Origin of the sequence: Embleya sp. NPDC059213 (genome assembly GCF_042754445.1) — a bacterium.
Lineage (GTDB): Bacteria > Actinomycetota > Actinomycetes > Streptomycetales > Streptomycetaceae > Embleya.
The window spans coordinates 92,806-117,189 of sequence record NZ_JBHZAV010000014.1 but is presented as its reverse complement, the minus strand read 5'-3'; the positions used below and the strand labels follow the sequence as shown (position 1 = coordinate 117,189).

At 72.0% G+C, this 24,384-nt stretch carries 19 protein-coding genes and 1 tRNA gene; 8 read left to right on the top strand and 12 right to left on the bottom strand.

Annotated features, from left to right (window positions below; all coding sequences use genetic code 11):
• Positions 1–302 precede the first annotated feature (302 nt).
• The 5 genes from ACFXMF_RS08625 to ACFXMF_RS08605 all read right to left on the bottom strand — a co-directional run bounded on the left by ACFXMF_RS08625 (position 303) and on the right by ACFXMF_RS08605 (position 5,763).
• The gene (locus ACFXMF_RS08625; protein ID WP_379992826.1) at positions 303–2,024 is read right to left on the bottom strand and encodes a relaxase/mobilization nuclease domain-containing protein; all 1,722 of its coding nucleotides are present in this window, start codon (positions 2,022–2,024) and stop codon (positions 303–305) included.
• Entirely contained in the window at positions 2,021–2,656 is a 636-nt protein-coding gene (locus tag ACFXMF_RS08620; protein WP_380020577.1) for a plasmid mobilization protein, read from the bottom strand. Before ACFXMF_RS08620 ends, ACFXMF_RS08625 begins: the two co-directional genes overlap by 4 nt.
• A gap of 73 nt (positions 2,657–2,729) precedes the next feature.
• The gene (locus tag ACFXMF_RS08615; RefSeq protein WP_380020581.1) at positions 2,730–3,527 is read right to left on the bottom strand and encodes a DUF2637 domain-containing protein; all 798 of its coding nucleotides are present in this window, start codon (positions 3,525–3,527) and stop codon (positions 2,730–2,732) included.
• Between the two features lie 377 nt (positions 3,528–3,904).
• The gene (locus tag ACFXMF_RS08610; protein ID WP_379991955.1) at positions 3,905–5,008 is read right to left on the bottom strand and encodes a DUF3631 domain-containing protein; all 1,104 of its coding nucleotides are present in this window, start codon (positions 5,006–5,008) and stop codon (positions 3,905–3,907) included.
• Positions 5,009–5,487: 479 nt separating this feature from the next.
• On the bottom strand, positions 5,488–5,763 hold the full coding sequence (locus ACFXMF_RS08605) for a hypothetical protein (protein WP_379991956.1): 276 nt from the start codon (positions 5,761–5,763) through the stop codon (positions 5,488–5,490).
• 84 nt (positions 5,764–5,847) lie between these two features.
• Here ACFXMF_RS08605 and ACFXMF_RS08600 point away from each other — a divergent pair, with 84 nt between their 5' ends.
• Positions 5,848–6,501, top strand: a complete 654-nt coding sequence (locus ACFXMF_RS08600) for a helix-turn-helix transcriptional regulator (protein WP_379991958.1) — start codon at positions 5,848–5,850, stop codon at positions 6,499–6,501.
• Entirely contained in the window at positions 6,498–8,081 is a 1,584-nt protein-coding gene (locus ACFXMF_RS08595; RefSeq protein ID WP_379991959.1) for a tyrosine-type recombinase/integrase, read from the top strand. Before ACFXMF_RS08600 ends, ACFXMF_RS08595 begins: the two co-directional genes overlap by 4 nt.
• Before the next feature lie 51 nt (positions 8,082–8,132).
• Here ACFXMF_RS08595 and ACFXMF_RS08590 read toward each other — a convergent pair.
• Positions 8,133–8,221: transfer RNA gene (locus ACFXMF_RS08590), tRNA-Ser, on the bottom strand.
• A gap of 104 nt (positions 8,222–8,325) precedes the next feature.
• Positions 8,326–9,873 carry a trypsin-like peptidase domain-containing protein gene (locus ACFXMF_RS08585; RefSeq protein WP_360311167.1) on the bottom strand — a complete coding sequence of 516 codons (1,548 nt, stop codon included), beginning with the start codon at positions 9,871–9,873 and terminating at the stop codon, positions 8,326–8,328.
• Between the two features lie 285 nt (positions 9,874–10,158).
• On the opposite strand from ACFXMF_RS08585, the gene ACFXMF_RS08580 reads away from it, so the two are divergent.
• From ACFXMF_RS08580 to ACFXMF_RS08570, 3 genes are all read left to right on the top strand, one after another.
• Complete coding sequence (locus ACFXMF_RS08580; RefSeq protein WP_360311169.1) at positions 10,159–10,986, top strand: glycerophosphodiester phosphodiesterase; 828 nt, start codon at positions 10,159–10,161, stop codon at positions 10,984–10,986.
• Positions 10,987–11,192: 206 nt separating this feature from the next.
• A complete protein-coding gene (locus tag ACFXMF_RS08575) occupies positions 11,193–11,666 on the top strand; it encodes an ATP-binding protein (protein WP_379991960.1) in 474 nt (157 codons plus the stop codon).
• Between the two features lie 151 nt (positions 11,667–11,817).
• Positions 11,818–12,789, top strand: a complete 972-nt coding sequence (locus tag ACFXMF_RS08570) for a DUF5926 family protein (protein WP_360311171.1) — start codon at positions 11,818–11,820, stop codon at positions 12,787–12,789.
• An 85-nt stretch (positions 12,790–12,874) separates the two neighbouring features.
• Here ACFXMF_RS08570 and ACFXMF_RS08565 read toward each other — a convergent pair whose 3' ends face one another.
• Together ACFXMF_RS08565 and ACFXMF_RS08560 are read right to left on the bottom strand one after the other, a co-directional pair.
• Complete coding sequence (locus ACFXMF_RS08565; protein WP_379992604.1) at positions 12,875–14,605, bottom strand: sensor histidine kinase; 1,731 nt, start codon at positions 14,603–14,605, stop codon at positions 12,875–12,877.
• An 11-nt stretch (positions 14,606–14,616) separates the two neighbouring features.
• Positions 14,617–15,360, bottom strand: a complete 744-nt coding sequence (locus ACFXMF_RS08560; RefSeq protein ID WP_360311175.1) for a response regulator transcription factor — start codon at positions 15,358–15,360, stop codon at positions 14,617–14,619.
• 158 nt (positions 15,361–15,518) lie between these two features.
• On the opposite strand from ACFXMF_RS08560, the gene ACFXMF_RS08555 reads away from it, so the two are divergent.
• Positions 15,519–17,756, top strand: a complete 2,238-nt coding sequence (locus tag ACFXMF_RS08555; RefSeq protein WP_379992603.1) for an MMPL family transporter — start codon at positions 15,519–15,521, stop codon at positions 17,754–17,756.
• 266 nt (positions 17,757–18,022) lie between these two features.
• Here ACFXMF_RS08555 and ACFXMF_RS08550 read toward each other — a convergent pair whose 3' ends face one another.
• Entirely contained in the window at positions 18,023–18,646 is a 624-nt protein-coding gene (locus tag ACFXMF_RS08550; RefSeq protein WP_379991840.1) for a hypothetical protein, read from the bottom strand.
• Positions 18,647–18,825: 179 nt separating this feature from the next.
• Complete coding sequence (locus ACFXMF_RS08545) at positions 18,826–19,434, bottom strand: bifunctional DNA primase/polymerase (RefSeq protein WP_380020579.1); 609 nt, start codon at positions 19,432–19,434, stop codon at positions 18,826–18,828.
• A 542-nt stretch (positions 19,435–19,976) separates the two neighbouring features.
• Here ACFXMF_RS08545 and ACFXMF_RS08540 point away from each other — a divergent pair.
• Both ACFXMF_RS08540 and ACFXMF_RS08535 read left to right on the top strand, forming a co-directional pair.
• Positions 19,977–20,738, top strand: coding sequence for a glycosyltransferase (locus ACFXMF_RS08540; RefSeq protein WP_360311181.1), 762 nt, complete (start codon positions 19,977–19,979; stop codon positions 20,736–20,738).
• Positions 20,739–20,787: 49 nt separating this feature from the next.
• On the top strand, positions 20,788–22,263 hold the full coding sequence (locus tag ACFXMF_RS08535) for a glycosyltransferase family 87 protein (protein WP_360311183.1): 1,476 nt from the start codon (positions 20,788–20,790) through the stop codon (positions 22,261–22,263).
• On the opposite strand, the gene ACFXMF_RS08530 is transcribed toward ACFXMF_RS08535, so the two are convergent.
• Positions 22,196–24,325 carry a hypothetical protein gene (locus ACFXMF_RS08530; protein WP_360311185.1) on the bottom strand — a complete coding sequence of 710 codons (2,130 nt, stop codon included), beginning with the start codon at positions 24,323–24,325 and terminating at the stop codon, positions 22,196–22,198. The two genes, ACFXMF_RS08535 and ACFXMF_RS08530, sit on opposite strands and share 68 nt — an antisense overlap.
• Positions 24,326–24,384: the final 59 nt, after the last annotated feature.

Here is a 24,384-nt window from a genome sequence, read left to right as displayed (position 1 = left end):
GGCCTTGGTGGTGGACGAGGAGCCAGTCGCGGCGGGCGTCGCAGGCGGGGCAGCGTACGGGGATGCCGGTGACGCGGAGTTCGTCGGGGTGCTCGATGCACACCACGAGGGCGTCCTGGTCGTAGGTGCCGGGTTGGGGCATGGGGTGCAGGTTCGGAAGCTCGGGGTGGGGTTCGTGCACGGGTTCCTCTCCGGTCGGGGAGCACACCATGCCCCCGACCGGGCGTACAAGTCCATCGTGTTCGGCGACTCGCTTGGGAGCGCGTTCGTGCAGGTCACGACAGCCCTGGCGGCTGTGTGGGTCAGCGTCTGCGGCGGTGCTCCTCCGTGGTGTGGTGGATCGGTGTGGGGGTGGGTCGGGTCGGTGTTGCGGTCGGGCATGTGGTGCTGCGGGTGGTGGCGGCTCGGTGTCGGGCGGTGGGTTGGTGGAGTTGGCGGCGGATGCGCCAGGTGAGGACTTCGGCGGGTGAGGTCGCGGTGTCGAGTTCGCGTTGTCCGGCGGCTTCGAGCAGGACGGTGGCCGGTGTCTTGCCGGTGCGGGTGGAGTGGGTGAGCGCGGTGTTGAGGGCGGGCCAGGCGGGGTTGGCCACGATGCGGTCGGCGTGCTCGGGCAGTACTTGCCGCAGGGCTTCCAGGAGTTCGGGCGTCGCCGGGGGCGTCTCCTGGTCGCGCGCTGCGGGCGGGGCGCCGGGTCGGGTTGCGCGTGTGGTCGTGGGGCGTGGCGTGGTGGTGTGGCGGTATGCGGCTTGGAGGTGGGTCAGGGCCTGGTGGGCTGCGGCGGCCTGTTGGTGGTGGTTGCGGGCCCGGTGCCAGTGGGTGGCGGCGAGTGCGGCCAGGACGAGGGCGCACAGGATCATGGCGGTCGCTCCGCCGTCCTGTTCGCCGCGGCCGGCCCACAGGAGGTCGCGGGCGGCGGCACGCAGCTGGTCTCCGGCGCGTTGATTGGCCCGGACGCGGGAGCGGGTGGCGCGTTCGAACGCGATCGAGGCTCGCCGAACCTCGATGCGGGTGGGACCGGTGGTGACGATGACCATGGCGGCGAACGCCTCGCCCAATGCGGAGAGTTGTCCGGCCGCCGCTTCGTCCTCGCCGTGGCGAAGGTGTCCGGGGAGGGCGTCGAGGGTGGTGGCCGCCCGATGCCAGGGTTCGGCGGTGGAAGGGTCGCGGTGGGCAGCGGGGTGGAAGCGGGCGCGGATCTTGGGCAGGGACAGGTCGGGGGCGAGTCTGGTGCCGCTGAACCAGATGGGTTCGCCGTGGGCGTTGGTGTCGTCGGGGAGTGCGACGTTGTAGCCGCCGATGTCGCCGGAGGGCAGGATTCGTTTCCTGACCTCGACCCCGAGCCGGTCGAGAGCGGTGAAGAACTCCGTCTCGTTCGAGGCTGCCGCGACTGCGGTGCGGACTCTTTCTCTCAGTTGTTCGCGCGGGGTGGAAGCGTTTCTTCGGCGTTCGGCCTTGAGGCGCTCGGCGTCGGTGGGGCGTTGGGCGGCGGTGCGGTCGGACCGGTCGACACGGGTCAGACCCCATTCCTGTTCGATGAGGGCGCATTCCGCGGCGGCGCGGAAGACGTCCCGGTAGTTGTCCGGGCGGCGCAGGTCGGCCCGCACGAGGGTGGCGACGATGTGGATGTGGTCGTCGGCGTGGCGGACGGCGACCCAGCGGCACCCGTCCGGGTCGCCCTCGGGCGCGATGCCGGCCGCGGCGACCACGCGGCGGGCCGCCTGGGCCCACTCCTGGTCGGTCAGGGTCCGGTCCCGGGCGTGGTTGCGCAGCGAGCAGTGCCACACGTGCTTGTCGGGCGCGTTGGCCCCGGCCTGGTCCACGCGCACGTCCATCAGACGGGCCAGGCGGGTCAGGACGGCGTTGTGCTCGGGTGAGCCGGGGGTGAGGTGTCCGGGTTCCGGGAGGAAACCCTCCCAGGAGGCGACGATGTGCTGACTGCTGTGAGGGCTTGCGCTCCCACCGGGGCCGAACAGGTAGTGCAGCACTCCTCGGGTTCTGCGCCCGTTCCTGATCTTAACGATCATCGGGTGGCCGTTCGTCCCAGGCGCCGGTCGGTCGCCGCCTCGACCCGTTCGACGACCAGGCGGCAGTGGTCGATCCCGTCGGTGACCGCGGCGGCCAGGGCGGTGTCCTGGGGGTGGGTTGATCCGCCCGCGTTGAGGCGGTGGGCGACCTGGTTGAGCAAGGTGCCCTGACGGACCAGGGCGGTCCGGGTGCGGACGAGTTCGTCGAGGAGGGCGTCGTCCGCGCCGTCGATCCGCAAGCCGGTGGCCCGTGCCCGGGCGAGGGCGGCATCGGCGATGTACCGGGCGAGAGTATGGCGCTCCGTGGTGGCCGCTTCCTGCAGTTCGGCGCGCTCGGATGGGGACAGGCGCACGCTCACGGGTTTGCGCTGGATCTTCTTGCGCTTGCGGATGCGCGGCTTGGCGGGCGCGGCAGAGGAGGCGTCGACGGGCGTGTGCGGCGGCGTGTCGGCGGCGGTGTGAGGCGGTTCCCCCTCCCGTCGCGCCCCCCGGCGCTGCGGGCCGTGTGCGCCGTCCCCGCTCTCGGGGTTTGGGGTGCTGGGGTGGGCGGGCGTGCCGGTGGGCCCCACGCCTTGCTTGCTCGCCCCGCCGAGGAGGTTCTGCGTTGTGGCGAAGGGGAGTTCGTCGCTCAAGATTCCGGCTCCTGACTGGGGAAGAGGTCACCCGCCCGGAACGTCCGAGCGGGTGCGGGTCGGTGACAGGCGATCAGCTGCGGGCGGGCGTCTTCGAGGCGGCGTCGGCCTCGTCGCGCAGGGTCCGCATCAGGTCGGTGAGGCGCTCGTTGGAGACGCGGCGGCCCTGGTCGCGCAGGGCGTTGGCGACGATCGCCCGGGTGATCCGGCCGCCGTCCGCGACGGCCCGGCGGGCGGCCGGCAGAAGGTCGTCCTCGGCCGTGGCGGGGTCCGGCTCGGCGGAGAACACGGTTGCCTCCGGTCCGGCGAGGGCGAGTTCGGTCTGCTCGACGTCCCCAGTGACCGTTGCTGTGGGCATCCGGTCGGTCACCGGGTCGCCGATCCGGGACGGGTGTCCGGGCGCGATCCGCCGGTCGGTCGCGGCGGTGGCGGGTGCCGGTTGGCGGGCGATGAGGATGTAGAGGTGGACCGCTCCGGCGAGGGCGAGCGGGGCGAGGGTCGACAGGACGCCGACGGTGGTGTCGCCCAACCGCAGCCCGGGGTCGCTCGGGTCGGTCTGCTGGTTGATGCGGACGGCGTGGAGGGCGTTGGCCCAGATGCTCGCGCCGGTCGCCGATCCGAACAGCAGCCACACGTACACCCGGGCGGCCGGTGGTGCGGTCCGCAGGACCAGGAGTGCGCGGATGCCGTAGGCGATGAACCCGTCGATCAGTAGCGGGAACAGGAAGCTCAGGGCGCCGCGTACGTGGACGGCCACGGCCATCTGCCGCAGCGCGTCGTAGGAGAGGGCGAACCCGGCGAGGCCGAGCCCGGCGATGGCCGCGCGGTCCCAGGCCGTCGCCTGGGCGTGGCCGGTGGTGGTGTCGGTGATGGTGGTCAGGGTCGCTCCTTGTGGGGGCGTGGGTGGGGTGGGCAGGGGTTTGGGCGAGGGTCGGGCGCGGTGCCGTTGCACTCGTCCCACTCGTTGCATGGCTGGTCGGCGCGGTACGGGTCGTGTCCGTGGGACGGGTCGACTCGTCCCATGCGGAGGTTCGCCCCGGCGCCGACCTGCGCGGGGACGGCTGGGACGAGTGGGGACGGATAGCGCCCGAGATCGGTCTCGTCCCGGTAGCCGCAGGTGTGCCGACGCGTGGTGGAGGTCCGGTGCGGTGGGTGCGTGGGACGGGTCGACTCGTCCCGCCCGGGGACTCGTCCCCGCGCTGACCTGCGCAGGGACGAGTGGGACGGGTGGGACCGGTAGCGGTCTCGTCAGGGACTCTGGGCCGGCTCCGTCCCCGGCGCAGGGCAGTAGCGGTGCCATGCGTCGGCGAACTGGTTGCGGGTGAAGCCCTTGCGCTGGTTGTGGTCGGGGAAGCGGATGTTGGACGAGGTGATCCCGTAGTCCTTGAGCAGGATCCCCAGTGCACGCGGGGTGAGGCCGTTCGCGCCGTGGTCGGCCCAGGGAGCCTCGGCGTCGGCGCGCAGCGCGTTCAGGAGTTGCCCGGTGGACAGCGCCGCGATGTCGTTGTGCTGGGCGAACACGCTCCGGCAGTCCGCGAGCAGGCGGATGCCCAGGCCGCCCTGGTCGTCGTTCGCCTCCTCGGCGGCGGTCATCTCCGCGCATGCCACGCGCGCTGCCCGGGGCCAGGACCCGCCGGCGAGGTCGGCGACCACGACCAGGGGCTCCCAGGTGTCGGCCGCTCGGTCCTCGACGGGCATCTCGGGCTCCGCGTCGGCGGCGGCGTCGGCCACCGAGCGCAGCCACGCGGCGAGCCGGTCGCGCAGGTCGTTGAGCGCCGGCTGGTCGCGGCGGGTTCGGAAGGGCGCTGCGCGTTCTCCCTTGATCTTGCGGCGCATGCGGATGACCACGGCGCGGTCCATGATCGTGTCGGGGAGGTCACCGATCCCGGCTATCGCCGCCATGGCGAAGGTGTTGAAGCGGTGCGGCTTGTGGTCGTTGCCCACCACCCGCAGGGTGTAGCGGTTGCGCTGGTGGCCGGCGTTGAGGAGACCGCGCATCTCCTCATTCTTCTCCGCGACCTTCGCGCTGCCGAACAGCGTGTCGGCCTCGTCGACGAGCAGTGTCGGCGGCTCGTCCGTGATCGAGCGGAAGATCGCCGCCGGCGTCGCGTTCACCGTGATGCACGGGTCGTGCACGGTCTCGTGCAGGACGTCCAGGAGGCGGGACTTCCCGCACCGCTTCGCCGGAGCCACCACCGCCAGGCGCGGCGCGTGCTGGAACGCCGGCTGCAGGTGGGTCGCCGCCGTCCACAGGGTCACCGCGTCCAGGGCGGTGGCGTGAGGCAGGATCACGTAGCGCGCGATCGCGGCACGCAGCTCGTTGAGCAGGGCGTCGCCCTCGGTCGCGGGCATGTCCGGCAGGGAAACCGGCGGGCGCGGACCGTCCACATCGTCAGGCATCGACGCGTCAGCCGCCGAGCCCGGCTCTGCGGCGACCGGTCCGCCGGGGATCCGAACCGGAGGCCAATCCGCGTAGCGGGGCGGGCGCTCGTCGGTCGACGACGCGCTTGGCGTCGAAGGACGCGGCGTCGTACTGTGGGGCACAGATTCTCCTCACCCGGTGGCGACGAGCCCGGCAAGGCCCGCCGCTACCGCGCAGTGATCGTTCAGGACTGGGCGTATCCGGTGTGGATCTTGAGGCCCTTGGCGTTGGTAGACGCCAGGGGCTTCTTCATGTCCGAGGTGGCTGTCAGGTGTCCCCTTGCGATGTGCGGGGCGTGGTAGCGCCTCGCAGCGGTCCCGCAGGGCTGGCACCCCGGGGCGGACCAGGAACATACGTGGTAGCCGCCTGAGAGATCTAGTTTTTCTCGCCGCTGCGACACAATCGACATCTAGGCGGCCTCTCGCCCGTGCTCTGCAGCCCGATCGGGCTGCTCCTCGATCTGGAGCAGACGGAGCAGGTCGGCGGTGATCACTCGGTACACGTTGCCGAAGTGGAGGACCGCGCATGGGTACTTGCCTTGCTTGGCCAGCTCGTATCCCTTGGTACGCCCCAACGAGAGGGCTCGGTTCGCGGTGTCGAGATCGATCGCAGCAGGCAGGTTGAGCAGCTCCGAGCGAGTCATGCCACGTGTCGCAGAGGCACTCTTCTTGTCGTTCAAGGGCATCTCCTTCGGGTAACGACGGTTCCTTCCGGAGAAGTTGTATCACACGAGTCGCACACACACTTTTCTCTCTGCTATTGTGCATCTATGACACAGAAAGATTTCGACTCGGCGGTGGTCGCGATGATCGCCGGCCAGATCAAGCGGTACAGGAAGGAGAAGGGCTGGAGCGCCCAAGAGTTGGCCGACGCGTGCGCGGCGCTCGGGTACCCGATCCCGCGGACGGTGCTGGCCAACCTGGAGAGCGGACGCAGGTCGCTGGTCTCGGTGGCGGAGGTCTTCATCCTCGCCAGAGCTCTGGACGTGGCCCCGATCAGCCTGATCTTCCCCCTGGGCACGGAAATCGACGTGCAGCTGGAGCCGGGCAAGAACACGCCCACCTGGGAGGCGATGACCTGGTTCACGGGGGAGTTGCCGGCGAAGGAGGAGCCGCCGGAGGGATCGCCGTGGGCGGTGCTGCACGACTACCGACTGCACTGGAACGCGGTGGTGGGTCTCCGTCGGATGCTGACGGTCTACCAGGAACGGCAGTTGGAGGCGGTCACCGCGCGGAGCGCGAAGCGCCGAGAGGAGCTGAACCTGTCCAACACGCAGCTCGGATTCATGATCCACAGCGAAGCGCACGCCCTGCACGAGCACCGTCTCGAAATGGTCCACGCCGGCTACGCGCTACCCGCGCTTCCCGATGATCTGGCTTTTGTGGACGAGGACTTCGACGACGACGAGGAGGGCGATGCGTGAAGGGATCCACCACACGGCGCTGCGGGTGCCAAGACCCTAAGACGGGCAAGAAGCTGGGCACCAAGTGCCCCCTGCTGCGTAAGAAGGGCCACGGGAGTTGGGCCGTCCGGCAGGAACTGCCGCCGACCGCCGAGGGGGAGCGCCGGTATTTCCGCCGGTCCGGATGCGAGAACGCGACGAGCGCCCAGGCGGTCCTCGACCACGTCCGCGCGCTGCTGTCGGCGCCCGCCGAGAAGGACACGTTCGCTCGTGACCTCGTCGCCGAGCTCCTGGTCGCGGTCGCCGCCGACAAGCGGCTCCCGCTCCCGGACATCGACCGCTTCCGGGGCATCCTCGCGCTGTCCGTCGACGAGGAGCCCGAGGACCGCAACGCGATCGCCGCGTTGTTGCGCTCGTGCGTCACCAGCGGCGAACCGCTCCCCGAGGTCGACGAGACGGCCCGAAGGCTGAGCACCGGTCAGTCCATGACCAGCCGCATCACCGTTGGGGACCACCTCGACGCGTGGCTGGCCGGCAAGAAGCGTGTGGGCGAGGGCACGCTGCGCGGCTACCGCTCGATCGTCGAGCTCTACCTCAAGCCGTTCCTCGGGCACCGACGCCTCGATCGGCTGCGTACGACCCACGTCGCCGACCTCTTCGACTGGATCGAGGAGCGCAACGAAACGATCATCGAGGCCCGCGCGACGGGCAACCGCGAGCAGTTGGCCGACCTGCCCGGCCTGCGCAAGTGCCTGGTCGGCCGCACCACCATGGGCCGCATCCGCGACGTCCTGCGCAACGCGTTGAACGACGCGATCCGGCAGCAGTTGCTCACCTTCAACGCGGCGCAATGGGTCGAACTGCCCCCGGCCGAGCCGGCCCGGCCGATCCTGTGGAACGACGAACTGGTCGCCCGCTGGCGCGAGACCGGTGAGCGTCCCTCCCCCGTCATGGTGTGGACCCGCGAGCACACCGGCGCCTTCCTCGACCACGTGGTCGACCACCCGATGTACGCCCTCTTCCACCTCGTCGCCACTCGGGGCCTGCGTCGCGGCGAGGCGTGCGGGCTGCCCTGGACCAACGTCGACCTGGAGGCCAACCGGCTGACCATCTCGCAACAGATCGTGCACTACGGCACGACCGTCAAGATCAGCTCGCCCAAGAGCGAGACCAGCACGCGAACCGTCTCGCTGGGGACGAGGAACGTGCCCGTTCTCCGCACCCACCGCGTCCGGCAGAAGGAGCAGAAGCTCGCCTGGGGCGCGGCCTGGGTCGACAACGGCCTCGTGTTCACCCGAGAGAACGGTGAGTCGTATCACCCGGCCGACCTGACCGACGAGTTCCGCGCCCTCGTCGAGTCCGCCGGCCTCCCGCCCATCCGATTCCACGACCTCCGGCACGGCGCCGCGGCGATCCACCTGGGCAGCGGCGGCAACATGAAAGAGGTCCAGGTCATGCTCGGCCACTCCACGTACGCGTTCACCGCAGACGTCTACGCGACCCTCTTCGAGGAGGTCGCCGCCGCATCGGCCGAGGCCGCCGAGCAGTTCATCCCGCGCGCCAACGAGAAAACCGCCGGGCACACCTCGGGCACACCTTAGGTCCCGAGACACGCACCGGCGGTCTCTCAACTCCGCATTCCTGCAGGTCAGCGGAGGACGTGGGATTCGAACCCACGAACAGAGTCACCCCTGTTAGCAGTTTTCAAGACTGCCGCCATCGGCCACTAGGCGAGTCCTCCAGCGCCGCGACCTGGTTGGGGCGCGGGCGGCATCAGTCTCTCATGAGCGGTGGCTCGGATCACTGGGGATTCCGGGCGGGCCCACGGGTGGCCGGGGGCGGGGGTCAGTTGTCGCCCACCCGCTGACCCAGGGTGACCTCGGTGGTGGCCTCCTTGCCGTCGCGCTGGTAGGTGACCTTCACCTTGTCGCCCGGACGGTGGCTCCAGATCTCGCTGAACAGGTCCTCGTAGGAACCGATCGCCCGGGTGTTCAGCTTGGTGATCACGTCGCCGGCCTTCAGGCCCGCGTTCGCCGCCGGGCCGTTCGCGGTGACCGGGTCCTGGCCGTTGGTGCCCTGCGCCATGATCTTGGCGCCGGTGCCGGTGTAGCGCGAGTCGGGCAGGACGCCCATCTGTGCGTAGACCGGCTTGTTGCCCTGGATCAGCGTGTCCGCGACCCAGCGGGCCTGGTTGACCGGGATCGCGAAGCCCAGGCCGATGCTGCCGGACTCCTGCTGCTGGCCGAACGGCGACTGACCGCCGCCGCCGGTCGAGCGGATCGCCGAGTTGATCCCGATCACCTCGCCGGCCGCGTTCAGGAGCGGACCGCCGGAGTTGCCCGGGTTGATCGCCGCGTCGGTCTGGATCGCGTTCATGTACGAGACCTTTTGCTGGTCGCCGGAGGCCACCGGGCGGTCCTTGGCGCTCACGATGCCCGTGGTCACCGTGTTGGACAGGGTGAACGGCGCACCGATCGCGATCACCGGGTCGCCGACCGCGACCTTGTCGTTGTCGCCCAGCGGCAGCGGCTGGATGCCGGCGGGCATGTCGTCGACCTTGATCACCGCGAGGTCGTAACCCTCGGCGCGGCCGACGATCTTGGCCGGCTTGGTGGTGCCGTCGGAGAAGGTCACGCTCAACTCGCCACCGGCGGCGGCCAGCGACACCACGTGGTTGTTGGTCAGGATGTGGCCCTGCTTGTCGTAGACGAAGCCGGCACCGGTGCCGCTCTCGGTGCCCTGGCCGGACACCTTGCCCTTGGTCTTGATCGTCACCGTGCTCGGGACCGCCTGCTTGGCGATGCCCGCCACGCTCGTGGGCGAGCGGTTCAGCGAGGCCGGGTCCACCGGAGAGGAGGACGGGCCGACACCCGCCGAGGCCGGCTTGTCGTCCCGATCCACGATCCACGCGCCCACCCCGCCGCCGACGCCGCCGGCGAGCAGCGCGGCCACCACGGCCGCGACCAGGATTCCGGACGGCCGACGCTTGGGCTTGGGCGGTGCGCCGAAACCGGGGTAGCCCGGGTAGCCCGGATAGGCGCCGGTCCCCCCGAACGGCGGAGCCCCCGCCCCACCCGCGGCGGGTCCGGCCGCGAACGCGGCGGGCACCTCGGCCGTCGGCTCACCCACCGGCGGCAGCGCCGCGGTCGGCGCCCCGACCTCCCCGTACGCCCCGGCCTCCCCGTGCGGCTGTCCCACGGTGGGCGCCCCGACCGGCTTGGCCGGCACCTCGGTGCGGAACTCCGGCTCCGCCGCCGGGCCGACCCCCGGCTGCGCCGCCTCGGACCCGATCCCCGGCTGCGCCGGCAGTGGTGTGGCGGAGGACGATCCGTGGCCCTCCCCCGGCACCGGTGAACCGACTTCGCCGCCGGTCACGTCGCGGTCGTCGCTCACGGTCTTCCTCCCACACACATCGGAATGTTTGATGAGCACAGACTCCCCGACGCCCTGTCTGAACACCGTAAGCGCCGGACGCGCCGGACGCCCCTCCCCCTTATCCCGGGGTTATCCGTGCAGGTCCGGCCACGCGCGTCGGCACGGAAATCCCGGCGGAATCACCGAGGATCGGCCCCGAAAGCACCCCGACGACCCGATTCGGGAGCCCGTCCGGGCGCGGGACACCGTCGCCGGACACCCGGCCGTCACCGTGCGCTCACCTCGGGATGGCACGATTGTTCCGTGTCCACCACCGGGGCGCGCCCACTGCGCGCCAACGTGCAGGTCGTCGCCCACCGAGGCGCGTCCGACACCGTCCCAGAGCACACGCTCGCGGCCTACCTCCAGGCCATCGAGGACGGCGCCGACGCCCTGGAATGCGATGTCCGCCTGACCGCCGACGGCCATCTGGTGTGCGTCCACGACCGCAAGGTCGACCGCACCTCCAACGGCAGCGGGATCGTCTCGACGCTGGAGCTCGCGGACCTGTCCGCGCTCGACTTCGGCTCCTGGAAGGAATCCGGCGTCGAACGCGAACGCCCCGACGAACCGGAGGCCCCCGACTGGGACCGCCGCTCGGTGCTCACCCTGGAGCGCCTGCTCGAACTGGTGGTGGACTCGCCCCGCACGGTGCGCCTGGCGATCGAGACCAAGCACCCCACCCGGTACGCGGGCCTGGTCGAGCGCCGCCTGGTCGATCTGCTGGAGCGGTTCGGGCTGACCCGGCCCGCCACCGAGGACCCGTCGCTGATTCGGGTGATGAGCTTCTCCCAGCTGTCCCTGCGCCGGATGCGACTGATGGCGCCCGAGCTGCCCACCGTGTTCCTGATGGAGCACGTGCCGCTGCTGTTCCGCGACGGCACATTGCCCCGCGAGGTGCGCATCGCCGGCCCCAGCATCGACATCGTGCGCGCCCACCCGCGCTACGTCGCCCGCCTGCATCGAGCCGGGCACCGGGTGCACGTGTGGACCGTGGACGCGCCCGAGGACGTCGAGCTGTGCCTGCGGCTCGGCGTGGATGCCATCATCACGAATCGGCCACGACAGGTACTGGCCCAGGTGTCCGGTTAGACCCCATTGGGGGGCGTACGCTGGTGGCCTTTCGAGACGTTATATCCGTCTTGGCGGGATCACATACCCCTATACGCCCCCGAGCGAGTCTCAGCGCACAGCGCCCCGCCGTTTCCCGTCCGTCGGCATCGGGCATCTCAAGCCCGACGCGCGCGAGAGACCTGTGCGCAAGGCAGACGTGTGCACTAAGGAGGCCGGGGGTGGCAATGGTCGTGGCCCGTGGGGTGCCCGATTCCGCGGCGGTGTTGGTACCGCACGCTCCGGTCGGTGTGTCCGCGGCTCGGCACCGCCTGGCCATCGATCTCGGCGAACGCGGCATCGCCGGGGCCGTCGTGGACGACGCGGTGTTGATCCTTTCCGAATTGTTGAGCAACGCGCTGCGCCACGCCCGCGCCCTGCCGTCCGGCAACGTGCGCGCGGCCTGGTGGGTGCGTCCCGACGGGTTGTTGGCGATCGAGGTCACCGACGGCGGCAGTTCCACCCGTCCCCGGCAGGCCAGCCCGTCACTGAGCGCACACGGCGGTCGCGGTCTGTCCATCATCGGCACGCTGGCCGCCGACTGGGGCGTGCGCGGCACGCCGGACGAGGTCACCGTGTGGGCGCTGGTCCCGATCGAGTCCCGCGCCGCCGACCACCTGTGGGACGAATTCGACCTGGACGCGGTCGACCCGCTCGACTGAACCCGGCGCGCCCCGGTGCCGCCCGCCCCCGGTCGACGGTCGCGTCGTGCACGCGTTCGAGCGTCCACTCGTGCTCGCGGAACTCAGTACCCTCGGACCTGGTGAGTCGTCGACCACCATCCCCCCGACACCGAGGCGGAGAGACCGCAGCATGGGCAAGAAGGCCGCGCTGAAGGGCCACACCGGCAACAAGACCCAGACCGCAGCCGCCACGGGATCCGTCCCGGTCGTCGGCGGTCGCGAACCGTGCCCGTGCAACTCGGGCCGCCGGTACAAGGCATGTCACGGGCGCGAGGCATCCGTCGCCGCCGAGACGCTCGTCCTGCGTCCCTTCCAGGGGCTGCCGAACGAGTGCGACTGGATCGCGCTGCGCGAATTGGTCCCGGCCGCGACCGCGCGGCTGACCCTGACCGGCGAGCACGCCGACCAGGTGGTCACCCTCGCGACCGTGCTGCCGATGGCCTGGCCCGCGCTGCGGCGCGCCGACGGCGCCATCCTGGTCGGGCTGCAGACCCACACCAGCTCGGGCGACGTCAGCCGGGACATCGCGCACGCCCTCGAACGCGCGCTCGCCCAGGAGGACGGCACCTCGGTCGCTCCCGGCCCGCTGCCCGAGTCCGGCGACCGGCTGCAGGACCTGCTCGACCTGTCCAAGCCGCTCGAGATCACCGTGCACCCGGGCTTCGACTTCTGGGTGGACGACCCGGCCGCGATGAACGCCGAGGTGAGCGCGTCGCTGGAGCGGGCCAACGCGGCGGCCATGCCGACCGTCCGGCTGACCTCGGTGGACGCCGCGTACTGGTGTGGCACCACCGAGAAGAACCACCTGCGCTGGGTCATGCCGCACGCGGAGGAGGAACTGCTCGACGCCATCGCGCGGCTGCACGCGGCCGGCGAGTCGAGCCTGGGCGAGGGCACCCGCTTCGTCGGCTCGTTCCGCGCGCACGGGCTGCTCGTCCCGGTGTGGGACCTGCCGACCGCGATGACCGCCGAGGACGTGGAGAAGCCGGCCCGCGAGTTCGGTGAGCGTCTCGCCGCCGCGATGGCGGACACCAGCCCGCTGACGCCGCGTCAGCGCAGCGCCCGCAACGGTCTGCTGAACCGCCAGATCACGCTGAACTAGGCGACCCCCGGCCGACCCGCCTCGACGTGGGTCGGCCGGGACGAGGGCCGAACGCCCCGGGCACCGGCCACCCGGGGGAACGCGCCTATCGGGATTCCGGGGACACGAGCGCCGGCGGCCGGGTGCCGGCCGCGTCGCCGTCCCGCTCGTCCACCCCGCCACCGGGCCGGCACACGTCGACGTTCGCGGCCGGCAGTTCGATCACGACGGTCAGGCCCGCGCCCGGTTCGGTCTCGACCCGCACACTGCCCCGGTTCGCGGCCACCCCCGCCCAGACGATGGCCATGCCGAGCCCGCTGCCCGTACCCGAACCACTGCCCGAGTCGGCACCGCCCGCCGTACCGGTACGGCCGTGCTCGCGCGCGGCCCGGAAGAACCGGTCGAAGATGCGCTCGGCATCCTGCGGTCGCATGCCCGGTCCCTCGTCGCGCACCCGCAACACCGCACGCCGCTCGCCGTCGTCGCCCGCGGTCTCGGACACCGACACGTGCACGTCCGCCGACACCGGCGTGTGTGCCCGGACATTGGCCAGCAGATTGCCGACCACCTGACTCAGCGTCGCCTCGTCGGCCAGCACCACACAGGTGTCCGGCGCGTCCGTATGCACCCGCCGAGTCGCCTGCTGCGCGGACAGATCGGCGACCGCCCCGCGCACCATGCCCACCAGGTCGATCGGGCGCGGTCGCAACTGCGGGCGCTGGTCCAGCCGGGCCAGCGCGAGCAACTCGTCGACCAGCCGGGCCATGCGCTCGGCCTCGCCCCCCATCCGGTTCAGGGCCCGGGTGCGCTCGTCCTCCGAGACGAGCATGCCCTTCTCGTACAACTGCAGATAGCCGCGAATCGCCGCCAACGGTGTACGCAGCTCGTGCGACGCGTCGGCCACGAACCGCTTGAGGTGCGTCGCCGCGTGCTCGCGGATCTCGAACGCCGACTCGACCTGCTGCAACATCGCGTTCAACGCGGTCCGCAACTGCTCGACCTCGCTGAACGACCTCTTGCGCGCCGCCACACGCGCGGACAGGTCGGGCCGGTCCGGACCGCCCTCGGCGATGCCCGACGCCGTCTCGACCATGTCCTCCAACGGCCGCAGCCGCCACCACGCGAGGCAGTAGATGGAACTGCCCAGCAGCACCAGCAGCACGCCGCCGACCATCAGTTCGAAGTGCACGACCCGGTCGACCACGGCGTCGAGCTCCTCGGTCGAGCGGGCCAGCAGGATGTAGCGGCCGTCGCCGAGGCGCACCGCGGCGGACCGGTAGGAATCCCCACCGAGCGAGATGCCGCGCGGCCCGGCATGCGGCATCAGGCCGCGCCCGTCCCGAAACGTCGACGCCAACGCGCGTTGCAGGGCATCCGGCGCCCGGTCGGCGATCGGCAGGGCCACGCCCCGCTCGTCGACCAGCACGAAGACCTTGCCGTGCAGCCCGGCCGACATCAGCACATCGCGCATGCCCGCGGTCGGGCCCGGTTCGGACAACTGCGCACTGGTGATGCCGGTCCGCTCGATGCCGGTCCGGCCGGTGGACAGGTCCTCGTCGACGCCCGACTCCAGATAGTGCCGAACACCCATCATGCTGAACCAGATCAGCAGCGCCAGGCCGGAGGCGAGCAGCGCGATGCTGCTGAGCGCCAGCGTCGCCCGCATCGCCACGATGTGCGGACGCTTGCGCACCGGCCGCGGCAGGAACCGTCGACGGACCCGGCCGGCCCGCCCACTCTCGCCGTCGCCACCACCGGCGGACCTGCCCGCGTCCCCCGGCCGTTGCCCCGGTGCGCCCGGCCCCTCGGTCGACTCGCCCACGTCGCTCCGCTTCATCGGCCCGCCCGTCATGCGCCGTGGCCCGCCGGCCGCAGCCCGTACCCCACGCCCCGCCGCGTCGTGATCAGGGGCGGCCCGTCCGGCACCAGCGGATCGAGCTTGCGGCGCAGATAGCTGATGTACGTCTCGACCACCGTCGACTCCACGACGTGCTCGTACTTCCAGACCTCGCGCAGCAGTTGCTCCTTCGGCACGATGCGATCGCCGTGCCGGATCAGATGGCGCAGGAGGGCGAACTCGGTCGGGGTCAACTCCACGCCGTGCCCGCCCCGGCTCGCGGTGTACGTCGCCTCGTCCAACTCCAGGTCCCCGTGCCGTAGTACCGGCGGACGCGGGACCGGCGGCGCGGCCTCGTCCGGCGCCGGCCGGGTGCGCCGCAGCACCGCGCGGGTGCGAGCGACCAACTCGTCGACGTTGAACGGCTTGGTGATGTAGTCGTCGCCGCCCAGGGTCAGCCCCTTGACGACATCGGCGGGCGCGTCGCGGGCGGTGAGGAACACGATGGCGACGTCCGGTCGTTCGGCGCGCAACACGCGGCACACCTGGCGTCCGTCGCCGTCCGGAAGGGAGATGTCCAACAACACCACGTCGGGCCGCTCCCGGCGGGCGGCGGCCAGGGCCGTGTGTACGCCGTCCGCGGTGACCACCTCGAAGCCGTGGAACCGCAGGGTGATGGCGAGGACGTCGCTGATGCTCGGCTCGTCCTCGACCACCAGGACCGTGGCACCCGCGCGTGGCTGACTGCTGCTCATGTCCCCAGTATCCGGCGGAAGTTTGCGGAAGTTCGGGGGACAGATTGTGAGCTTCCTGTGAGTCCGCCGCCGGCTCGCCGGACCGCCCGCGCGTCGACCGAATCTGGCCTGGAGACGCACGACCGGGCCTGGCGGCCCGCATGAGGAAGGAAACGGCTATGGCGGCCTGGGCGCGATGGTGCCTCAATCACCGGTCGACGGTGATCCTGCTCTGGGTGGCCGCACTGTTCGGATCCGTCGCGGCGAGCGTGATGGCGGGCAGTGCGTACTCCAATGTGTTCAAGATCCCCGGAACCGAGTCCTCCAGCGCGTACGAGCGCCTGCAGAAGGCGTTTCCGGACACGGCGGGCGACGTGGACAACGTGGTGTGGCGGACCGAGCAGGGCACCGTGCACGATCCCGCCGTCCGCGAGCGGATGAGCGCGCTGCTCGCCGACATCGCGCGCATGCCCGACGTCGGTCGGGTGGTCGGCCCGTACGACCCGGCCGGCGCCGCGCAGGTCAGCGCCGACGGCCGGATCGCGTTCGCGCAGGTGACCTTCGTCAAGCAGCAGTTCGAGCTGGACACCAAAGACCTCAAGCACCTGATCGAGCGCGCCGAACAGGCGCGGGCACCGGGGTTGCGGGTCGAGCTGGGCGGACCCGCGATCGAGGCCGCCCAGGAGCCGCCGGCCGGGCTCGCCGAGGGCGTGGGCATCATCGCGGCGGGCGTCATCCTCTTCCTCGCCTTCGGATCGTTGTTCGCGATGCTGCTTCCGCTGGTCAGCGGAGTGTTCGCGGTCGGCACCGGGATATCCACGGTCGTCCTGCTCAGCCACGTCACCGACATCCCCGAGACCGCGACGCTGCTGGGCAGCCTGATCGGGCTCGGTGTGGGCATCGACTACGCCCTGTTCATCGTGACGCGGCACCGCAACGGCCTCAAGGCCGGCCTCGCCCCCCGGGAAGCCGCGGTGCGGGCGTTGGACACCTCCGGCCGGGCCGTCGTGTTCGCCGGCGGCACGGTGTGCGTCGCGCTGCTCGCGCTGTTCACCGTCGACATCGCCCTGTTCGACGGAATCGCGGTCGCCACCACCCTCGTCGTGGTGCTCAGCGTGCTCGCGTCCGCCACCCTGCTGCCCGCCCTGCTCGACCTGCTCGGCACGCGCGCGCTCAGCCGCCGCGAACGCCGGGCCCTGGCCGCGCAATCCGCCGCCGGCACCGTGCACAGCGAGGAAGCCGGGCGTACCGCCGTGCGCTGGGCGAGCCTGGTGCAGCGCCGGCCGCGCACCCTGGGCCTGGTCGCACTGGTCGTCATGGCGGCCCTGTCGATCCCGGCCCTCTCGCTCCGCCTGGGCACCAACGACCAGGGCAACCAGCCGACTTCGCAGACGGTTCGACAGGCGTACGACCTGCTCGCCAAGGGCTTCGGCCCCGGCTTCAACGGCCCGCTGCTGATGGTCGCCGAGCTGCACGGCCCGCAGGACCGGCAGGCACTGGACGCCCTGATCGCCGACGTCCGCGGCACCCGCGGCGTGGTGCGGGCCGACGAGGTCCCGGTGCCCGCCGACGCCGCCGGCCTCGCCGCCGGCACCCGGGTCGTGCAGGTCGTGGCCGCGACGTCCCCGCAGGCCGAGGCCACCGACAAGCTGATCGACACGCTGCGCGACCGGACCGTCCCCGCCGCCGCGAAGGGCAGCACGCTCAAGGTGCACATCGGCGGCGACACCGCGCTGCAGAAGGACTTCGCCGCCGTGGTCGGCGATCGTATGCCGGGCTTCATCGCCCTGATCGTGGGGCTGGGCGCGCTGCTCATGCTGGTCGCCTTCCGCAGCCTGCTGGTGCCGCTGACCGCCGCGCTGATGAACCTGATCGCCGCGTGCGCGTCGTTCGGCCTGCTGGTCGCGATCTTCCAGTGGGGCTGGGGCATGGACCTGCTGGGGCTCGGCAAGGAGGGCCCGATCATCTCCTTCCTGCCGGTCATCATGTTGCCGCTGCTGTTCGGGCTTTCGATGGACTACCAGGTGTTCCTGGTCAGTCGCATGCACGAGGAATGGCTGCGCACCGGCGACAACGCCCGGGCGGTACGGGTGGGTCAGGCCGGCACCGGGCGGGTGATCAATTCGGCCGCGCTCATCATGATCTTCGTGTTCGGCTCGTTCGTCCTCAGCGGCGACCGCGGCGGCATGATGGCGGGCCTCGGCCTGGCGGGCGCGGTCGCGCTGGACGCCTTCATCCTGCGCATGTTGCTCGTCCCGGCCATGATGCATCTGCTCGGACGCGCCAACTGGTGGTTGCCCGGATGGCTCGACAAGCGGCTGCCGCACCTGGCGGTGGACCCGCCCGACCGGCCCGTGGACGGTCCGTCGGGGGACGCCGAGGGCAGCGCGGACAAGGTGCTCGCACCCAGCCGGTAGCGAATCGGGGGCCGGCGTCGGTGTCCCCGGCGCTCGGCACCCACCGGGTACGACGATCGCCCGCACGCCCGACCACGGGCGTGCGGGATCGGTCGGGGAGGGTCGCCGACCGGCCCCGGATTGGAGATCCGCCGGCTTGTTGTTACCTTTGATCCAGCTCGGTCGCTGATGCATCCCCCGTCTTCAGCGGCCGGGCCTCTCACTTTTCCGGGGTCTTTTCCCGGTCCCACCGACCCGGTTTCACCGGCGCGTCGGGGTGGTGCGGGTCAGCGCTGAGCGGTCGCCGAGCCCGAACGCAGCAGCTTGGTCAGGCCGTCCTTGGAGGCCAGCTCGGCCACCGCGGACCAGCCGTCGAGGCCCTTGGGCGCCCGCACCCGCGGGGTGTCGCAGCGACCCGCGTCGTCCTTGGCGGCGACCGTGCAGTTCACCCGCAGGGTGTTGCCGTCCGGCTGCAGGACACTCATCACCAGCAACAGCGGTTCGGGCGTGGGGTTTCGGTAGTAGACCCGGCCCCAGACCTCCGAGCCGTCGCGCTCGACACACGTCTGCGCGCGCACCGCCTGGGCGCCCTCGACCGCCTTGCCACACACGCTCTCGGTGCCCGCGGCCGGCAAAGTGGCGCTTCCCGCCGAGGACTTCGCGGTGGGCTTGCCACCGATCAGTTCGAGCAGGCCGGCCGAGCCGGAGCGATCGCCGTCGCCGACGCCGTTGCCGAACTCGGCGGCCTTGACGGCGCTCGGGCGGGTGGTCGGCCCCGAGTCGGCGGTGTGGCGGCCCTTGTCCGGGCCCGCCGAGTCCGCGGAGGCGGCGGCGAGCGGAACGATCAGGGACAGACCCACGACCGCGCCCAGAGCCACCGTGCGGATGTGACCCGTGCGTGGGCGCTGCATGGTGTCTCCTAGCGCGCGAAGCCCCCTTCACGCGCGGCCCGACGAGCGGGAAGTGTTGCGCGGAACGGGGCCGGAATGATCGGCGCGCCGAGCCTATCGCGCCGCCACGACGTGCAGCGATCACCACATGTTGCGGTTACGCCACAACGATCACTCCATCGCGTGACGGCGCGCCTCGATCAGGCTCTGGGCTCGGCGTGTTGGCAGGTGTCCACGAGCGTGCGGACCAGGTCGGCGACGGCCGGCAACCACGGTCCGCCGGCCGTCGGATCCCCGGAGGGAGCCGGTGGCCGGGCCCAGCGCAACACACCGCCCTGCACCCGGGACGGCGGCAGCGCGAGATAGCCGCCACCGCCGTGGAAGCGCAGGGTCGAGGGCACCGTGCCGTACCGATCGAGGCCGTATCGGTCCAGCAACTCGCCCAGTTCGCCCAGCTCGTACGGCTCGACCAGGAACGCGTAGCGGCCCGGCGCGGCGACGACCGGACCGGTACGCACACCGAGCCGGGCGAGTTGGTCGAGCGAACGGGCACCGGCTTCCGACGGCACACTCAACGCCGCCACCCGCCCACCCGTCGCCAGGATCACCGACGCGTCCGGTGTCTGTTCCCACCACCAACGCGCCATGCGTTCGTCACACGTGGCCGCGAGCAGGGGAGGTTCACCCGGATGGGCGCCCGGCACGCGACAATCGGTCGCACCACAACGACACACGCCCGACCAGCGGTCGTATCCGACGCCGGGCACCACGGGCCAGCGCCATCTCGCACACGTCAGCACGGCCGACATCAATGCGGTGCGTTCCCTCCGTCGTCTTCCGAGGATCTCGCGCAGCATGCGCTCGTTCCTTTCCGTGAACGTGGAAGCACTATGCGTGATACTCAGGTACTCCGCAGCCGACCATGACGAGGCCGCTTGGCGGCACATGGCGCGAGGTGGCGCAGGGGTGGCGAATTACGGCGCCCGGTACGGGTGTTGCCCTCGCGAATCGGGCCTCGGGCGGGAGATGGGGGCTCCCGAGCGGACCCTCGTGCCATCCGTTGCTGCGGTTGCGCTGCGGTTGGGTCTGTTGGTCTCTGCCTGGGGCGGCACCGCGTCCGATGCGACGCCGCGCCTGTTCCAGCTCTCCTCACCGAGGACGACGAACGGCCGGCCCTCGGAGGTTCCGCAGATGTCACGAGACCGCGATCACAGGATCCTGGGGGCATCCCCGCGATGTGGCTCTCTTCCGTTGTACCCCCAACGGCGTTGACCTTCACGCCGCCGCGCCGCGTCGTTGGGCAGGACGGGTGGAACCGGCCGGTATCCGGGTCGGCTCGTAGGATCACGCCATGGCGGAGCACACGACCGGCACACCGACCGGCGACACGGCCGTGGTGATCCCGGCTTACGACGAGGCACAACGAATCTCGGCCACGGTCGAGGCGGCGCGATCGATCGCCGGCGTGGATCTCGTGGTGGTGGTGGACGACGGTTCGCGGGACGACACCGCCGCCGCCGCACGGGCGGCGGGCGCGGTGCCGGTGCGCCACGGGCGCAATCGCGGCAAGGCCGGCGCGATGGAGACCGGTGCCGCCGTGGTCGCCGCGATCGACCTGCGCGAGGGCCGGGAACGGCCGCGTCACCTGCTGTTCCTGGACGCCGACCTGGAGCACACGGCCGCCGCCGCGGCACCGCTGATCGACCCGGTGCGGTCCGGGACGGCGGCGATGAGCATCGCGGTGTTGCCGCCCCAGCTTCGCGCCGGCGGCGGCCACGGCTTCGTGGTCCGGGCCGCCCGGGACGGGATCGCCCGGGCCTGCGGGTTCACCGCGACGCAGCCGCTTTCCGGCCAGCGCTGTCTGACCCGGGCGGCGTTCGAGGCGGCGCTGCCGCTCGCGGGGGGCTTCGGCGTCGAGACCGGGCTGACCATCGACCTGGTCCGCAAGGGTTTCCCGGTCGAGGAGGTCGAGGTCGAGTTGCACCACCGGGTGACCGGTACCGACTTCGCCGCGCAGCGCCATCGGGCCCGGCAGTACGCGCACGTGGCCCGGGCCCTGGCCGAGCGAGGCGCGGCGGGCGCGTTGCCCGGGGCGATCCGCGGTCGTGGCTGAACCGGTGGCGGCTCGGCCCGCCGCGGCGCGTCGCCCGTCGATGTTTCACGTGGAACACCCGTTTGGGGCGCTCGCCGTCGGCTTGTGCGCGCTGGCGATCGCCCTGATCGTGCTGACCGGCCTGCTCGGGCCCTCGGCCGCGCAGCCGCCGTTGCCGGGTGGGCCGTCCTGGCTGCCGCCGTACCGGTTCACGGCCCGGCCCGCCGCCGGGGTGGTGACCGGTCTGTTGCTCGCGGCGGCCCTGTCCGGGGCGATCGGCCTCGCGCTGGCGCTGCGCGCGCTGGGCCGGGGCTGGGCGCCGGACCCGGGTCGGCTGACCCTGGGCGGCGCGGTGGCCGCGCTCGCGGTGGTGTGCGTGCCGCCGATGGGCTCGGCCGACCACCTCGTCTACGCCGCGTACGGTCGCCTCGCGGCCACCGGTGGTGATCCCTATCGGGACACCGCGGCGACGCTGGTGCGCGACGGCGACCCGGTCGGTGTCGCGGTCGAGGCGCCGTGGACCGACGTGCCGTCCGTGTACGGGCCGGTGGCCACCGCGGAGCAGTGGTTCGCGGCCCGGATCGGCGGCACCTCGGTGCATACGATCGTGCTGGTGTCGACCCTGCTCGGAGCGGTCGCGTTCGTGCTGACCGGGCTGCTGTTGCAGCGCGCGGCCGGCCCGGATCGGGTCGCCCGGGCCCGGGTGGCGATCCTGTGGTCGCTCAATCCGCTGCTGCTGTTCGTGGCGGTGGGCGCCGGCCATCTGGACGCGTTCGCGCTGGTGTTCGCGGTGGGCGCGCTGCTCGCGGTGCGCCGCTCCCCCGTGCTCGCGGGTGTCCTGGTCGGCCTGGCCTGCGCGGCGAAGGTCTCGCTCGGGCTGTATGTACTGGCCCTGGCCTGGGGCCTGCGCGGGCGGCCGAGGGCGCTCGCCGCGATGATCGGGTCGGCCCTCGTGGTCGGCGTCGCGACCTATCTGCCGGTCGGCCTCGGCGCGTTCGATCAAATGCGCGAGAACACCAAGCTGGTCTCGCTCGCGGTGCCGCTGCGACTGGTGCTGAAACCGCTGGAGTCGGCCGTCGGCCACGACACCGCGCGTTCGCTGATCGGCCTGCTCGGCTGGCTGCTCGGCGCGCTGGTGGTGTGGCTGCTGGCCCGAACCGCCGCCCGGGCGCGGCCGGCGGCGATGGCGCACGTGTTGCGGGACAGCGCCGCGGCCGCCGCGCTGTTGTCCCTGGCCTGGTTGCTGACCACGCCGTACAGCCTGCCCTGGTACGACGTCGCGGCCTGGGCGCCGCTCGTGTTGCTCGCGCCCTCCGCGCTCGACGGGCTGCTGTTGGCCCGCAGCACGCTGCTGGTGTGTGCGTACGTCCCCGGCCGGGTGGTCCCGCTGCCGGACGCGGTGGACACCCTGCAGCGCACCCTGCGCGGCACCGTCGGCCCGTGGGCGGGCGCGGCGATCCTGGTCGCGGTGGTGCTGGTCAGTCGGCGCGCGGGCGTCCCTCCGATGCCGCGATCACCGCGATGGCCAGCGGCGCGGCGATCGTGAGCGCGACCGCCGGGATCTGGATGCCGGAGTCGTTCACCGCGTAGCCGACCACCGAGGTCAGCCAACACGCGATCAGTGTCGAGCGCAGCCACGGCACCGCCTCGAAGGACCGGGCCAGGGCCGGCGCGCGCCACTTGGCCGGATCGCGCACGGCGAGGATGAGCAGCACGAACACGACCGGGATGATCAGCGTGAACGGCGTGGTGAACGAGTGCAGGTTGCCCATGATCTTGCGGTGCAGGGTGTCGCCGGCATCGCCGTCCACGATCTCCTGGACGAACCGCCCCAGGTGCGAGCGGCTCGCCGCCGGGCGAAGCCAGTCCAGCACGGCGATGGTGCCGATCACCACGACCGCGCCCAAGCCGACCAGGGCGACCTTGGCCCACGAGATCCGGGTGCCGGTCAGCAGCAGGCCGAGCACCGCCAGGCCCGGGATCAACGCGAGCACCCCACCGAAGTCGCTGCCGAACGCGGGCCAGCCGTCGGCCACCACCGCGACCGCGCCCACCACCGAGAGCACCACGATCGCCGCCCGTCGGCGGCCTGCGGCGAGCAGCCGGCCCATCGGCCAACCGACCGCGAGCAGCACGGCCATCGCGAAGATCGTCCAGGCGACGTTGCCGAAGCCGTAGAACCGGCCCGCGACCAGCGGGGACAGGCCGAACAGGGTGTTCAGTTGCAGTGGTGAGCCGAGCATCACGTCGCCGGCCAGGATCACCGCGGTGGCCGCGGCGACCACGCCGGCCGGGCCGTACGGCTGGTTGCGCCAGGGGCCGAGCAGGGCGAACGCGGCAAGCACGGCGGCGAAGGCGACGGTGAGCCCGAGCAGCGTCCAGGCCGGGTCGCCGGCCTGCTCCCAGGGCACCAGTCCGACCAGGAAGGATCCGCCGGGGACCGCGCCGAAGAACACCCCGATCCCGGTCGCGGCACGTATCACCGTGTGCCGGGCCCGGGTTCGTCCGCTGCGGCCGAACCGCACGGCGAGCCACAACGCGACCGCCGCGCAGGCGATCGGCAGCAGGGTGAGCCAGGTGAAGAAGTACCAGACCTCGCGCACCGTACGAGATGCCTGGGCTCCCGCGTCGAACAGGCGCAGCTCCTCGATCGCGGCGCCGCCGGAGGGACCGGCCACCCGCGTGTACACCGCGCCCACCAGCTCGCTCGGCGCGTCGATGCCCAGCGGCGCGAGCAGGCTCGGAGCCAGGTCGGTGAGCTGGACCAGGCCGTCGTTGCGGGTCGAGGTCGCGGTCAGGTAGCCGGAGTCGAAGGTGGTGCCCGACCCCGTGCCGGGGCCGCCGACCAGGAGCGCGCGCAGGTGCGGGGTGCCGGTGTCGTCGGCGAGGCCGGCCACCACGAGTTGGCTGCGCGGCGGCAGCGCGGCGGCGATCCGGGCCACCTGGGCGTCCACCACCCGCAGCCGGTCGGCCCGGTCGACGCCGGGTCCGGTCAGGCCGCCGAGGTCGACCAGGGTCAGTGCGGAGCGCTCGATCAGCGCGGCGTCCACGGCGGCCGGGTCCGGCAGGTAGGCGCCGCGCACCCGGCCGGTCGGGTCGGCGCTCGCGTAGGCCGCGCCGGGGCCGACCGAGGTGACCGCGCCGCCGTGCTCGGCGACCGAGGCGGCCAGTCGGCCGTACTTGGGGTTGTAGCCGAACTTCTCGTTGCGCTTGACGATCGCGCGCATGTTCGGCACCGTCGCCGTGCCGTCCGGGGCCAGGGTCGGCGGCGGCGGCTCGGCGCACGGTTCGGCGCTCTTGGCGCTGGTGCGGGCATCCGTCGAGCGGGCCCCCGCGCCCGTGGTCAGCCACCCGTCGACGGGACACGCCCGCGGATGCACGGTGCGTACCGACATCGCGGCCGAGGTCGCGTGCCCGGCCAGGTCGGCCAGCGCCGGTGTACCGCGACCGTCGATGTCGGCCCAGGTCAGGCCCGGGATGCCGAGCAGGACGACGTGGTCGGCGGCGGCGGTGCGGGCGGGCGCGGCGCCGGCCGACCCGGGCAGCGCCGACAGCGCGACCACCGCCGTGAGCAGCGCGAGCAGCAACCGGAGGGGACGAGCGATCACGGGTGCCTGCTCCTCGACGTACGCGGCCTACACGGGGACGGATGATCGCCCCAGGCTAT

What these genes read in the sequence shown, in the direction of transcription:
- ACFXMF_RS08625 (WP_379992826.1), bottom strand. Translation starts at nt 2,024, where the DNA reads ATGATCGTTAAGATCAGGAACGGGCGCAGAACCCGAGGAGTGCTGCAC.
- ACFXMF_RS08610 (WP_379991955.1), bottom strand. Translation starts at nt 5,008, where the DNA reads ATGCCCGCGACCGAGGGCGACGCCCTGCTCAACGAGCTGCGTGCCGCG.
- ACFXMF_RS08605 (WP_379991956.1), bottom strand. Translation starts at nt 5,763, where the DNA reads ATGCCCTTGAACGACAAGAAGAGTGCCTCTGCGACACGTGGCATGACT.
- ACFXMF_RS08600 (WP_379991958.1), top strand. Translation starts at nt 5,848, where the DNA reads ATGACACAGAAAGATTTCGACTCGGCGGTGGTCGCGATGATCGCCGGC.
- ACFXMF_RS08575 (WP_379991960.1), top strand. Translation starts at nt 11,193, where the DNA reads ATGGTCGTGGCCCGTGGGGTGCCCGATTCCGCGGCGGTGTTGGTACCG.
- ACFXMF_RS08570 (WP_360311171.1), top strand. Translation starts at nt 11,818, where the DNA reads ATGGGCAAGAAGGCCGCGCTGAAGGGCCACACCGGCAACAAGACCCAG.
- ACFXMF_RS08565 (WP_379992604.1), bottom strand. Translation starts at nt 14,605, where the DNA reads ATGAAGCGGAGCGACGTGGGCGAGTCGACCGAGGGGCCGGGCGCACCG.
- ACFXMF_RS08560 (WP_360311175.1), bottom strand. Translation starts at nt 15,360, where the DNA reads ATGAGCAGCAGTCAGCCACGCGCGGGTGCCACGGTCCTGGTGGTCGAG.
- ACFXMF_RS08555 (WP_379992603.1), top strand. Translation starts at nt 15,519, where the DNA reads ATGGCGGCCTGGGCGCGATGGTGCCTCAATCACCGGTCGACGGTGATC.
- ACFXMF_RS08550 (WP_379991840.1), bottom strand. Translation starts at nt 18,646, where the DNA reads ATGCAGCGCCCACGCACGGGTCACATCCGCACGGTGGCTCTGGGCGCG.
- ACFXMF_RS08545 (WP_380020579.1), bottom strand. Translation starts at nt 19,434, where the DNA reads ATGTCGGCCGTGCTGACGTGTGCGAGATGGCGCTGGCCCGTGGTGCCC.
- ACFXMF_RS08540 (WP_360311181.1), top strand. Translation starts at nt 19,977, where the DNA reads ATGGCGGAGCACACGACCGGCACACCGACCGGCGACACGGCCGTGGTG.